Raw genomic sequence first — 15268 nt, 5'->3', positions numbered from 1 at the left:
AGGGTTTTTTTCTATTCATTCACTAAGTTACAGGACAAGCTGATGATTTTGAAGCAAGAGTTTCAAGATATCATCTTCAGTTTTGCCGTTAAATGCAGCACCTGATTGCGCCAAATTATCCAATTGGAGTAAATCAGTTTTGCCAGTGTACGTAGTTCCTGCACCATCACGATCTAGGGTGAGTGTGACATTATTACCATCAACTCTTACACCAAGATAGTTTTTCAAATAGTTTGCCGATGCTGTTAAATCAGCTGTGATATTTGCACTGTTAAAACCAATCAGTAAATCAGAAATATCAATGATGTCTGCATTCGTATCAGTGTTCACATTTCCAGAATGGAAGTCTGTCCAATGATCAACACCATTTCCACCACTTGCACTTGCACTTTCCAATACATGATATACAAGTACATCTGAACCAGCATGACCTGTAAAGGTATCATTCAGTTCACCACTAATCAGTGTATTACGTAGAGCATCACCAGTCGTTATTGCATCAACAGTTACTGTAAGAGATGCTATATGATCTTGACCAAAAACAGAGAGTTTGTAATCGAATACTTCTTGACGACCAATTACGCCTGCACTCGGTGTATACACATAGCTTCCATCACTTTTAACAAACAGACTGCCATATTCACCTTGTACAGTTACGCCGTTATATCCCACTTCAACAAAGTGGCCACTCCCCGTATCAATACTGAATTTTGCATAAGATGGATTATAAGTATCATCTGTCAACATGTTGCCAATAATTGGAGCTGCGGTTACTGGGCCAATTTCATTATAGTGAGTAATATCTTGCGCTAAGCTCACTGTAGCAGTAAATCCAAGACCTGTATTACCTGATGCAGATGCTTCGATTGTATATTTACCTGGTGGTAAATTATCAATATCTACAGTTAATGAACTTCCAAGTGCATTGAGTAAAGGTGTACCTGTTTTTGTACCGACGATTACACCACTTGCATTCTTGATTGTTAAAACAAAGGTTGGCAATACAGAAATTGAAAGTGCTGGCACATTAACTTTAATTTGTACTTTTGAAGTATCAGTATTCGCAATATCAAATGTTGTCGCAGTATAAGTACCACTACCACCTAAACCAAATATACCAGCTGTAACATTAAATGTACCTTGATTAGCTGCACTTACTGTTTGCACCACATTCGTTACAGCACCGATAGCGACATGCTCTGCATTGTCTAGAATGATTGGGGCTGGAAGAGAAACATCATTTTGAGGATTTGTATTATCCCAAACCACGCCAGAGTTATCACCATCGATACGGATATTCAAATGCGCAGAGGCTTCACTACCATTAAAGTCCCTGATCGTATAGGTAAATGTATCTACCTTACCAATATCCGCAGGATTACCATTACTTACATATTTATAATGTCCGTTTGGAGAAATATAAAGTGTTCCGTAAGCACCAACCACAACCGTGTTTGCACCTGATAATGTGACTGCAGGATCCCCCACTTCATTGGCCACTTTAGTGACAAATGTTGTTGTATTTACTTCATCTGCACCATCCACACTTGTAATTACATTTCCTTCTATGGTACTTGAACCTAAATATTTATTGGTTTGGTCTTGCATGGTTAATTCAACACCACCAAATAACTGTGCAGATGCTGTCGAATCCAATAAATTCAAGATTTGTTGTAATAAACCAGAATCCGTTGGTTTCTCTTGCAGTGCGATGGTATAAACGCCTGGTGGCAAATTATCTAAATTAATCTGACCAGAATAATTAAAGATAATGCCCAACAATCCAGGTGGCGTTAGCTTTACAGCATCCTCCACGATGAAGTGTTCTTTTTGTATTACACCATTTTCATCCACATATTGACGTTCAAGTACAGCATTGAAAAACTTATCTGCCGTACCTAATAAAGCACCAATAAGACCGCCTATCGCAGCACTTACAACACTACCGCTTACATTGACATGAATACTTGACGTGCTGTTTTCTTCAACTTCAAAATTAAATGGTACTGTATTACCTAAAGAGATATTTAATCCGAGTAAATTTACACCCAATAATTGTGAAGCTCGACCATGTACACCAACATCATCACCCGCGGATTCATGATAATTTTTAACAGTTGCAAGGTCATCATGAGCAACAACCTGATCAACATGATCTGGTGGTGTTAATTCACCTGGGTCTGCTGGCGTTCCTGCAATATTAATAATGATTTGAGCTGTGTCAGATGTTGTTCCATTCGACAGCTTATAATCAAATATTTCAGTTTTTCCAAGAGCTGCTTCTCCGGCTGTCACCGTATAGGTAAAGGCTCCTGTTAGAGTATTAATTTCAAGGCTTCCATACTCTCCTTGAATCGTAACAGTACCTGGTGTAACAGACGCACCATCTATTTCAATGATCGAACCACCACTGACTACATCTTGTCCATTGCCATTATCAGCAAAAACATTGCCTGTTAATGCATAGTTAGCAAAAACTTCTTCAGTTCCCGTTACGCTAATATTTGTTTTTTCATAAATCGTTAATAAGTTTGATAATAAAGGAGCAACCGCAGCATTAACAATATAATCAATTACTCCAATTGGTAATACATCTAGTAACTGGTTCACTACACTTGAAAGTGGTAAACCGATTGTATTAACAGGGATTAAGATTGTATTGACTAAAGCGAGAATTGGAGCACCCAATACTGGGCCAAGTACTGCATTAATTGCTACTCCGATAGCTGCTGCATTTGAAGCCCCCAGAATTTCTCCTTCGCCTCCAAGGTCACTAATAGCAACATCTTTGAGTAACGTCGTTAGAGCACTATCATCTGCTTTAACTGCAACTGTATAATTACCTTCAGGTAAATTAGTGAAATCAAGTTTAATTGAGTCGTTACTATTCACGACACCAATGATTCCAATACCACCAACTGTGACAATTCCACCTTGGCTACTACCACGTGCAACCTCCACTGGTCCATTGGCGGTTTGCTGATAAATAACAATCTGAACAGCCTCACCGACCGAAATCAGGTCTTGTTGCGAAACTGTGACCGAAATATTACCAGTCGTTGCCTTACCTGCACTTCCTGTCGTTTGTGGAATTGAGAAATCTAGACCAGTAGCATTATTCCCTAAGAGATCAACAACTGCGATATCTGAACCCGCAACTTCTGTACGGTTTTCACGAACTTCTTGACCTAGATTTAATGCAAACTCATCATTTACAGCATTAAGTGGCGGAAGAACAACTGAACCATTGTCTACCGCTGTCGGTGGAAGTGTTGCTGCATCATTGCCTGCTGTATCTTGAATCGCATTTGGATCATTAGCCGTGGTTGGATCGGTATAACCCACGGTCACCGCTTGACCTAAAGTCACTGGTGCACCCAAGGTTAACACCACGTTATTGCCCACCACCACAACACCCGTTACAGGGACAAGCTGACCATCTGCAGTCACTGCGAAGTCGCCTGCAACTGGTGGATGTAATGGATCAAGCGCTTCATTATAGGTCAGGGTCAATGTAGTCCCTGATAGATCCACTGTGGCACTGACAAAGGTCGGTGCTGTAGTATCGCCACCAGGAATAATCGAACCATTGTCTACCGCTGTTGCTGGTAGGGTTGCCGCATCATTGCCAGCTGCATCTTGGATCGCATTTGGATCATTACCCGTAGTTGGATCGGTATAACCCACGGTCACCGCTTGACCTAAAGTCACTGGTGCACCCAAGGTTAACACCACGTTATTGCCCACCACCACAACACCGGTGACAGCCACAAGCTGACCATCTGCAGTCACTGCAAAGTCGCCTGCAACTGGTGGATGTAATGGATCAAGCGCTTCATTATAGGTCAGGGTCAATGTAGTACCCGATAGATCCACTGTGGCACTGACAAAGGTCGGTGCTGTAGTATCGCCACCAGGAATAATCGAACCATTGTCTACCGCTGTTGCTGGTAGGGTTGCCGCATCATTGCCAGCTGCATCTTGGATCGCATTTGGATCATTACCCGTAGTTGGATCGGTATAACCCACGGTCACCGCTTGACCTAAAGTCACTGGTGCACCCAAGGTTAACACCACGTTATTGCCCACCACCACAACACCCGTTACAGGGACAAGCTGACCATCTGCAGTCACTGCAAAGTCGCCTGCAACTGGTGGATGTAATGGATCAAGCGCTTCATTATAGGTCAGGGTCAATGTAGTACCCGATAGATCCACTGTGGCACTGACAAAGGTCGGTGCTGTAGTATCGCCACCAGGAATAATCGAACCATTGTCTACCGCTGTTGCTGGTAGGGTTGCCGCATCATTGCCAGCTGCATCTTGGATCGCATTTGGATCATTACCCGTAGTTGGATCGGTATAACCCACGGTCACCGCTTGACCTAAAGTCACTGGTGCACCCAAGGTTAACACCACGTTATTGCCCACCACCACAACACCCGTTACAGGGACAAGCTGACCATCTGCAGTCACTGCAAAGTCGCCTGCAACTGGTGGATGTAATGGATCAAGCGCTTCATTATAGGTCAGGGTCAATGTAGTACCCGATAGATCCACTGTGGCACTGACAAAGGTCGGTGCTGTAGTATCGCCACCAGGAATAATCGAACCATTGTCTACCGCTGTCGGTGGAAGTGTTGCCGCATCATTGCCAGCTGCATCTTGGATCGCATTTGGATCATTGCCCGTAGTTGGATCGGTATAACCCACGGTCACCGCTTGACCTAAAGTCACTGGTGCACCCAAGGTTAACACCACGTTATTGCCCACCACCACAACACCCGTTACAGGGACAAGCTGACCATCTGCAGTCACTGCAAAGTCGCCTGCAACTGGTGGATGTAATGGATCAAGCGCTTCATTATAGGTCAGGGTCAATGTAGTACCCGATAGATCCACTGTGGCACTGACAAAGGTCGGTGCTGTAGTATCGCCACCAGGAATAATCGAACCATTGTCTACCGCTGTTGCTGGTAGGGTTGCCGCATCATTGCCAGCTGCATCTTGGATCGCATTTGGATCATTACCCGTAGTTGGATCGGTATAACCCACGGTCACCGCTTGACCTAAAGTCACTGGTGCACCCAAGGTTAACACCACGTTATTGCCCACCACCACAACACCCGTTACAGGGACAAGCTGACCATCTGCAGTCACTGCAAAGTCGCCTGCAACTGGTGGATGTAATGGATCAAGCGCTTCATTATAGGTCAGGGTCAATGTAGTACCCGATAGATCCACTGTGGCACTGACAAAGGTCGGTGCTGTGGTATCGCCACCAGGAATAATCGAACCATTGTCTACCGCTGTTGCTGGTAGGGTTGCCGCATCATTGCCAGCTGCATCTTGGATCGCATTTGGATCATTGCCCGTGGTTGGATCGGTATAACCCACGGTCACCGCTTGACCTAAAGTCACTGGTGCACCCAAGGTTAACACCACGTTATTGCCCACCACCACAACACCCGTTACAGGGACAAGCTGACCATCTGCAGTCACTGCGAAGTCGCCTGCAACTGGTGGATGTAATGGATCAAGCGCTTCATTATAGGTCAGGGTCAATGTAGTCCCTGATAGATCCACTGTGGCACTGACAAAGGTCGGTGCTGTAGTATCGCCACCAGGAATAATCGAACCATTGTCTACCGCTGTTGCTGGTAGGGTTGCCGCATCATTGCCAGCTGCATCTTGGATCGCATTTGGATCATTACCCGTAGTTGGATCGGTATAACCCACGGTCACCGCTTGACCTAAAGTCACTGGTGCACCCAAGGTTAACACCACGTTATTGCCCACCACCACAACACCGGTGACAGCCACAAGCTGACCATCTGCAGTCACTGCAAAGTCGCCTGCAACTGGTGGATGTAATGGATCAAGCGCTTCATTATAGGTCAGGGTCAATGTAGTCCCTGATAGATCCACTGTGGCACTGACAAAGGTCGGTGCTGTGGTATCGCCACCAGGAATAATCGAACCATTGTCTACCGCTGTCGGTGGAAGTGTTGCCGCATCATTGCCAGCTGCATCTTGGATCGCATTTGGATCATTGCCCGTAGTTGGATCGGTATAACCCACGGTCACCGCTTGACCTAAAGTCACTGGTGCACCCAAGGTTAACACCACGTTATTGCCCACCACCACAACACCCGTTACAGGGACAAGCTGACCATCTGCAGTCACTGCAAAGTCGCCTGCAACTGGTGGATGTAATGGATCAAGCGCTTCATTATAGGTCAGGGTCAATGTAGTACCCGATAGATCCACTGTGGCACTGACAAAGGTCGGTGCTGTAGTATCGCCACCAGGAATAATCGAACCATTGTCTACCGCTGTTGCTGGTAGGGTTGCCGCATCATTGCCAGCTGCATCTTGGATCGCATTTGGATCATTACCCGTAGTTGGATCGGTATAACCCACGGTCACCGCTTGACCTAAAGTCACTGGTGCACCCAAGGTTAACACCACGTTATTGCCCACCACCACAACACCCGTTACAGGGACAAGCTGACCATCTGCAGTCACTGCAAAGTCGCCTGCAACTGGTGGATGTAATGGATCAAGCGCTTCATTATAGGTCAGGGTCAATGTAGTACCCGATAGATCCACTGTGGCACTGACAAAGGTCGGTGCTGTAGTATCGCCACCAGGAATAATCGAACCATTGTCTACCGCTGTTGCTGGTAGGGTTGCCGCATCATTGCCAGCTGCATCTTGGATCGCATTTGGATCATTACCCGTAGTTGGATCGGTATAACCCACGGTCACCGCTTGACCTAAAGTCACTGGTGCACCCAAGGTTAACACCACGTTATTGCCCACCACCACAACACCCGTTACAGGGACAAGCTGACCATCTGCAGTCACTGCAAAGTCGCCTGCAACTGGTGGATGTAATGGATCAAGCGCTTCATTATAGGTCAGGGTCAATGTAGTCCCTGATAGATCCACTGTGGCACTGACAAAGGTCGGTGCTGTGGTATCGCCACCAGGAATAATCGAACCATTGTCTACCGCTGTCGGTGGAAGTGTTGCCGCATCATTGCCAGCTGCATCTTGGATCGCATTTGGATCATTAGCCGTGGTTGGATCGGTATAACCCACGGTCACCGCTTGACCTAAAGTCACTGGTGCACCCAAGGTTAACACCACGTTATTGCCCACCACCACAACACCCGTTACAGGGACAAGCTGACCATCTGCAGTCACTGCGAAGTCGCCTGCAACTGGTGGATGTAATGGATCAAGCGCTTCATTATAGGTCAGGGTCAATGTAGTCCCTGATAGATCCACTGTGGCACTGACAAAGGTCGGTGCTGTAGTATCGCCACCAGGAATAATCGAACCATTGTCTACCGCTGTTGCTGGTAGGGTTGCCGCATCATTGCCAGCTGCATCTTGGATCGCATTTGGATCATTACCCGTAGTTGGATCGGTATAACCCACGGTCACCGCTTGACCTAAAGTCACTGGTGCACCCAAGGTTAACACCACGTTATTGCCCACCACCACAACACCGGTGACAGCCACAAGCTGACCATCTGCAGTCACTGCAAAGTCGCCTGCAACTGGTGGATGTAATGGATCAAGCGCTTCATTATAGGTCAGGGTCAATGTAGTCCCTGATAGATCCACTGTGGCACTGACAAAGGTCGGTGCTGTGGTATCGCCACCAGGAATAATCGAACCATTGTCTACCGCTGTCGGTGGAAGTGTTGCCGCATCATTGCCAGCTGCATCTTGGATCGCATTTGGATCATTGCCCGTAGTTGGATCGGTATAACCCACGGTCACCGCTTGACCTAAAGTCACTGGTGCACCCAAGGTTAACACCACGTTATTGCCCACCACCACAACACCCGTTACAGGGACAAGCTGACCATCTGCAGTCACTGCAAAGTCGCCTGCAACTGGTGGATGTAATGGATCAAGCGCTTCATTATAGGTCAGGGTCAATGTAGTACCCGATAGATCCACTGTGGCACTGACAAAGGTCGGTGCTGTAGTATCGCCACCAGGAATAATCGAACCATTGTCTACCGCTGTTGCTGGTAGGGTTGCCGCATCATTGCCAGCTGCATCTTGGATCGCATTTGGATCATTGCCCGTAGTTGGATCGGTATAACCCACGGTCACCGCTTGACCTAAAGTCACTGGTGCACCCAAGGTTAACACCACGTTATTGCCCACCACCACAACACCCGTTACAGGGACAAGCTGACCATCTGCAGTCACTGCAAAGTCGCCTGCAACTGGTGGATGTAATGGATCAAGCGCTTCATTATAGGTCAGGGTCAATGTAGTACCCGATAGATCCACTGTGGCACTGACAAAGGTCGGCGCTGTGGTATCTCCACTAGGCACAGTTGAACCATTGTCTACCGCTGTCGGTGGAAGTGTTGCTGCATCATTGCCAGCTGCATCTTGGATCGCATTTGGATCATTGCCCGTAGTTGGATCGGTATAACCCACGGTCACCGCTTGACCTAAAGTCACTGGTGCACCCAAGGTTAACACCACGTTATTGCCCACCACCACAACACCGGTGACAGCCACAAGCTGACCATCTGCAGTCACTGCAAAGTCGCCTGCAACTGGTGGATGTAATGGATCAAGCGCTTCATTATAGGTCAGGGTCAATGTAGTCCCTGATAGATCCACTGTGGCACTGACAAAGGTCGGTGCTGTGGTATCGCCACCAGGAATAATCGAACCATTGTCTACCGCTGTCGGTGGAAGTGTTGCCGCATCATTGCCAGCTGCATCTTGGATCGCATTTGGATCATTGCCCGTAGTTGGATCGGTATAACCCACGGTCACCGCTTGACCTAAAGTCACTGGTGCACCCAAGGTTAACACCACGTTATTGCCCACCACCACAACACCGGTGACAGCCACAAGCTGACCATCTGCAGTCACTGCAAAGTCGCCTGCAACTGGTGGATGTAATGGATCAAGCGCTTCATTATAGGTCAGGGTCAATGTAGTCCCTGATAGATCCACTGTGGCACTGACAAAGGTCGGTGCTGTGGTATCGCCACCAGGAATAATCGAACCATTGTCTACCGCTGTTGCTGGTAGGGTTGCCGCATCATTGCCAGCTGCATCTTGGATCGCATTTGGATCATTGCCCGTAGTTGGATCGGTATAACCCACGGTCACCGCTTGACCTAAAGTCACTGGTGCACCCAAGGTTAACACCACGTTATTGCCCACCACCACAACACCGGTGACAGCCACAAGCTGACCATCTGCAGTCACTGCAAAGTCGCCTGCAACTGGTGGATGTAATGGATCAAGCGCTTCATTATAGGTCAGGGTCAATGTAGTACCCGATAGATCCACTGTGGCACTGACAAAGGTCGGTGCTGTGGTATCGCCACCAGGAATAATCGAACCATTGTCTACCGCTGTCGGTGGAAGTGTTGCCGCATCATTGCCAGCTGCATCTTGGATCGCATTTGGATCATTAGCCGTGGTTGGATCGGTATAACCCACGGTCACCGCTTGACCTAAAGTCACTGGTGCACCCAAGGTTAACACCACGTTATTGCCCACCACCACAACACCCGTTACAGGGACAAGCTGACCATCTGCAGTCACTGCAAAGTCGCCTGCAACTGGTGGATGTAATGGATCAAGCGCTTCATTATAGGTCAGGGTCAATGTAGTACCCGATAGATCCACTGTGGCACTGACAAAGGTCGGTGCTGTAGTATCGCCACCAGGAATAATCGAACCATTGTCTACCGCTGTTGCTGGTAGGGTTGCCGCATCATTGCCAGCTGCATCTTGGATCGCATTTGGATCATTACCCGTAGTTGGATCGGTATAACCCACGGTCACCGCTTGACCTAAAGTCACTGGTGCACCCAAGGTTAACACCACGTTATTGCCCACCACCACAACACCCGTTACAGGGACAAGCTGACCATCTGCAGTCACTGCAAAGTCGCCTGCAACTGGTGGATGTAATGGATCAAGCGCTTCATTATAGGTCAGGGTCAATGTAGTACCCGATAGATCCACTGTGGCACTGACAAAGGTCGGTGCTGTAGTATCGCCACCAGGAATAATCGAACCATTGTCTACCGCTGTTGCTGGTAGGGTTGCCGCATCATTGCCAGCTGCATCTTGGATCGCATTTGGATCATTACCCGTAGTTGGATCGGTATAACCCACGGTCACCGCTTGACCTAAAGTCACTGGTGCACCCAAGGTTAACACCACGTTATTGCCCACCACCACAACACCCGTTACAGGGACAAGCTGACCATCTGCAGTCACTGCAAAGTCGCCTGCAACTGGTGGATGTAATGGATCAAGCGCTTCATTATAGGTCAGGGTCAATGTAGTACCCGATAGATCCACTGTGGCACTGACAAAGGTCGGTGCTGTAGTATCGCCACCAGGAATAATCGAACCATTGTCTACCGCTGTTGCTGGTAGGGTTGCTGCATCATTGCCAGCTGCATCTTGGATCGCATTTGGATCATTAGCCGTGGTTGGATCGGTATAACCCACGGTCACCGCTTGACCTAAAGTCACTGGTGCACCCAAGGTTAACACCACGTTATTGCCCACCACCACAACACCCGTTACAGGGACAAGCTGACCATCTGCAGTCACTGCAAAGTCGCCTGCAACTGGTGGATGTAATGGATCAAGCGCTTCATTATAGGTCAGGGTCAATGTAGTACCCGATAGATCCACTGTGGCACTGACAAAGGTCGGTGCTGTAGTATCGCCACCAGGAATAATCGAACCATTGTCTACCGCTGTTGCTGGTAGGGTTGCTGCATCATTGCCAGCTGCATCTTGGATCGCATTTGGATCATTACCCGTAGTTGGATCGGTATAACCCACGGTCACCGCTTGACCTAAAGTCACTGGTGCACCCAAGGTTAACACCACGTTATTGCCCACCACCACAACACCCGTTACAGGGACAAGCTGACCATCTGCAGTCACTGCAAAGTCGCCTGCAACTGGTGGATGTAATGGATCAAGCGCTTCATTATAGGTCAGGGTCAATGTAGTCCCTGATAGATCCACTGTGGCACTGACAAAGGTCGGTGCTGTGGTATCGCCACCAGGAATAATCGAACCATTGTCTACCGCTGTCGGTGGAAGTGTTGCCGCATCATTGCCAGCTGCATCTTGGATCGCATTTGGATCATTAGCCGTGGTTGGATCGGTATAACCCACGGTCACCGCTTGACCTAAAGTCACTGGTGCACCCAAGGTTAACACCACGTTATTGCCCACCACCACAACACCCGTTACAGGGACAAGCTGACCATCTGCAGTCACTGCGAAGTCGCCTGCAACTGGTGGATGTAATGGATCAAGCGCTTCATTATAGGTCAGGGTCAATGTAGTCCCTGATAGATCCACTGTGGCACTGACAAAGGTCGGTGCTGTAGTATCGCCACCAGGAATAATCGAACCATTGTCTACCGCTGTTGCTGGTAGGGTTGCCGCATCATTGCCAGCTGCATCTTGGATCGCATTTGGATCATTACCCGTAGTTGGATCGGTATAACCCACGGTCACCGCTTGACCTAAAGTCACTGGTGCACCCAAGGTTAACACCACGTTATTGCCCACCACCACAACACCGGTGACAGCCACAAGCTGACCATCTGCAGTCACTGCAAAGTCGCCTGCAACTGGTGGATGTAATGGATCAAGCGCTTCATTATAGGTCAGGGTCAATGTAGTCCCTGATAGATCCACTGTGGCACTGACAAAGGTCGGTGCTGTGGTATCGCCACCAGGAATAATCGAACCATTGTCTACCGCTGTCGGTGGAAGTGTTGCCGCATCATTGCCAGCTGCATCTTGGATCGCATTTGGATCATTGCCCGTAGTTGGATCGGTATAACCCACGGTCACCGCTTGACCTAAAGTCACTGGTGCACCCAAGGTTAACACCACGTTATTGCCCACCACCACAACACCCGTTACAGGGACAAGCTGACCATCTGCAGTCACTGCAAAGTCGCCTGCAACTGGTGGATGTAATGGATCAAGCGCTTCATTATAGGTCAGGGTCAATGTAGTACCCGATAGATCCACTGTGGCACTGACAAAGGTCGGTGCTGTAGTATCGCCACCAGGAATAATCGAACCATTGTCTACCGCTGTTGCTGGTAGGGTTGCCGCATCATTGCCAGCTGCATCTTGGATCGCATTTGGATCATTACCCGTAGTTGGATCGGTATAACCCACGGTCACCGCTTGACCTAAAGTCACTGGTGCACCCAAGGTTAACACCACGTTATTGCCCACCACCACAACACCCGTTACAGGGACAAGCTGACCATCTGCAGTCACTGCAAAGTCGCCTGCAACTGGTGGATGTAATGGATCAAGCGCTTCATTATAGGTCAGGGTCAATGTAGTACCCGATAGATCCACTGTGGCACTGACAAAGGTCGGCGCTGTGGTATCTCCACTAGGCACAGTTGAACCATTGTCTACCGCTGTCGGTGGAAGTGTTGCTGCATCATTGCCTGCTGTATCTTGAATCGCATTTGGATCATTAGCCGTGGTTGGATCGGTATAACCCACGGTCACCGCTTGACCTAAAGTCACTGGTGCACCCAAGGTTAACACCACGTTATTGCCCACCACCACAACACCCGTTACAGGGACAAGCTGACCATCTGCAGTCACTGCAAAGTCGCCTGCAACTGGTGGATGTAATGGATCAAGCGCTTCATTATAGGTCAGGGTCAATGTAGTACCCGATAGATCCACTGTGGCACTGACAAAGGTCGGCGCTGTGGTATCTCCACTAGGCACAGTTGAACCATTGTCTACCGCTGTCGGTGGAAGTGTTGCTGCATCATTGCCTGCTGTATCTTGAATCGCATTTGGATCATTACCCGTGGTTGGATCGGTATAACCCACCGTCACCGCTTGACCTAAAGTCACTGGTGCGCCCAGGGTCAACACCACACTAGAGCCATTCACGGTAACACCTGTTACAGGTACCACCTGACCATCTGCGGTTACCACGAAACTGTTTAATGGCGGTAAGTTTGCTGAGTCTAGCGCTTCACTATAGGTCAAGGTGAGCGATGTGCCTGCTGTATCTAACGTTGCACTGACAAAGGTCGGCGCTGTGGTATCTCCACCAGGCACAGTTGAACCATTGTCTACCGCTGTCGGTGGAAGTGTTGCTGCATCATTGCCTGCTGTATCTTGAATCGCATTTGGATCATTGCCCGTGGTTGGGTCGGTATAACCCACAGTAACGGTCTGACCAGCTGTCACTGGTGTACCGAGAGTCAATATCACGACATTACCATTGACTGATATACCTGTCACATTAACAAGTTGACCACCCACATTAACCGAAAAACTGCTCGATGGAGGTAAGTTAGCACTATCCAATGCTTCACTATAGGTCAGGGTTAATTGTGTTCCTGAACTATCCACATGCGCAGATTGAAATTGTGGATTTGTGACATCACCTGCTGTAATTTCAACTGTTTTTGGATTACCTGCACCATCTGTCACAGTGACCGTAATAGTTTCACCGTCTGTAAGTGGTCGTGTTAATTGAACATTATCAACCGTGTTATTACCGGTGATTGTCCCTGTACCAATTACATTACCATGACCATCCGTGATTTTAACTTGACCCGTTTCATTTGAAGTAACTTCAACATGAGTTGCGTCTTGAATGGTTGTAGTGATCACTGGTGCAGTTACATCACCTGCTGTAATTTCAACTGTTTTTGGATTACCAGCACCATCTGTCACAGTAACCTTAATAGTTTCACCGTCTGTAAGTGGTCGTGTTAACTGAATATTATCAACCGTGTTATTACCTGTAATTGTACCTGTACCAATTACATTACCTTGACCATCCGTGATTTTAACTTGACCAGCTTCATTTGAAGTGACTTGAATATGGGTCGCATCTTGAATAGTTGTACTAATAATTGGCGGTGTTACATCACCTACTGTAATTACTTTTTCTGTTTGATTCCCTGCGGCATCAATAACGTCAACAATAATCTTACTGCCGTCAGTTAAAGGCGTATTTAAATCAACTATTAATTTTCCATCAGGACCAATTACACCCTCAGCAATTATTTGTCCTGCTTCATTTTTAATTATAACTTTACTACCAGGTTCATTTGAATTGACCTGAATAGTATCATTATCAATAATATTTATTTCGACTTCAGGTTTTGTAACATCACCCACATTTATTGTTTCAGTTGTTTTATTCCCTGCATTATCCGTTGCTGTAATAGTAATTTTTTCATTATCAACCAAAGGTCTTGTTAAATTAATTTCAAGCGCACCTGCTTGATTTAGTTGTCCTGATCCAATTGTTTTACCACTCGCATCGACTATTGTAATTTTACTTGCTTCATCTGCAGTGATTTTAATTTTCTGATTATCTAAAATATCATAGCTTAGTTTTGGTCCTGTTTTATCACCACTTCCTGAATGGCTTGAACCACCACTTCCCCCTGATGCTGCTGCAATTCCGATCGCCCCAGCTGCAGCTGCAACCCATGCCCATGCAGGTACAGCACTATGATGGCCAACTAAATACTCTTGAAAATCGGTAATCCCTAAATAATCAATTTTAGTTACAGTGCCAGTTGCATCAAATTCAAGAAAGTTAAGTAAATAATGCTTTCCATCTGCAGTTTCTATTGTAAATTCTTTTGGTTTTTCACCAATAAAGAAATCATCAATAACAACTTTTTCTCCATTTTTTAAATAAACCTCCAAATTATTATTAACTTTTACAATCTTGGCTATTTCTGCGCTATCAAGATTTACTTTATACACTGAGTAGTGTTTATTAACTAAATCTTGAGTGAGAACCTTAGCTGTTCCTTTTTCATAAATAGTGATGTTTTTCATAATATTTTTTCCGTCTTATAATTCACTGTTATGCAAAAAAGATAAATAAGTGAGATAAATTTCACAAGTGTATATTTTTAATATTAAAATCACATATACATATAAAAAACAGTGCTTGTCTATAATGGCTAAATGATTGATCTTTTTTAAAACCTTTACTTTGTGATGCAATTATCATTTAGTTAAAATCTTAGTTGTTTATTTTACTAATTTATTGCGATTAAATTTAATTATCACTTTATATTCATTACTAACATTATCAATGATCACTTTTATAAATTTATTTAAATTTTATTAATAGTCTCACCCTTTTAAAATGAAACATTCTATTATTCCCATACTATTCATAGCGCTTAAAAATAAT

The 15268-nt window shown here is 46.5% G+C and carries 1 protein-coding gene; it reads right to left on the bottom strand.

The window, feature by feature from the left end; genetic code table 11:
* Positions 1-27 precede the first annotated feature (27 nt).
* Positions 28-14904, bottom strand: a complete 14877-nt coding sequence (locus tag ACQ7EO_RS08180; RefSeq protein ID WP_434279367.1) for a BapA/Bap/LapF family large adhesin — start codon at positions 14902-14904, stop codon at positions 28-30.
* Positions 14905-15268: the final 364 nt, after the last annotated feature.

It is taken from the genome of Acinetobacter sp. CE-15, from assembly GCF_051059255.1.
In the GTDB taxonomy this organism is placed as follows: Bacteria; Pseudomonadota; Gammaproteobacteria; order Pseudomonadales; family Moraxellaceae; genus Acinetobacter; species Acinetobacter guillouiae.
This window is presented reverse-complemented; position numbering and strand designations above follow the sequence as displayed.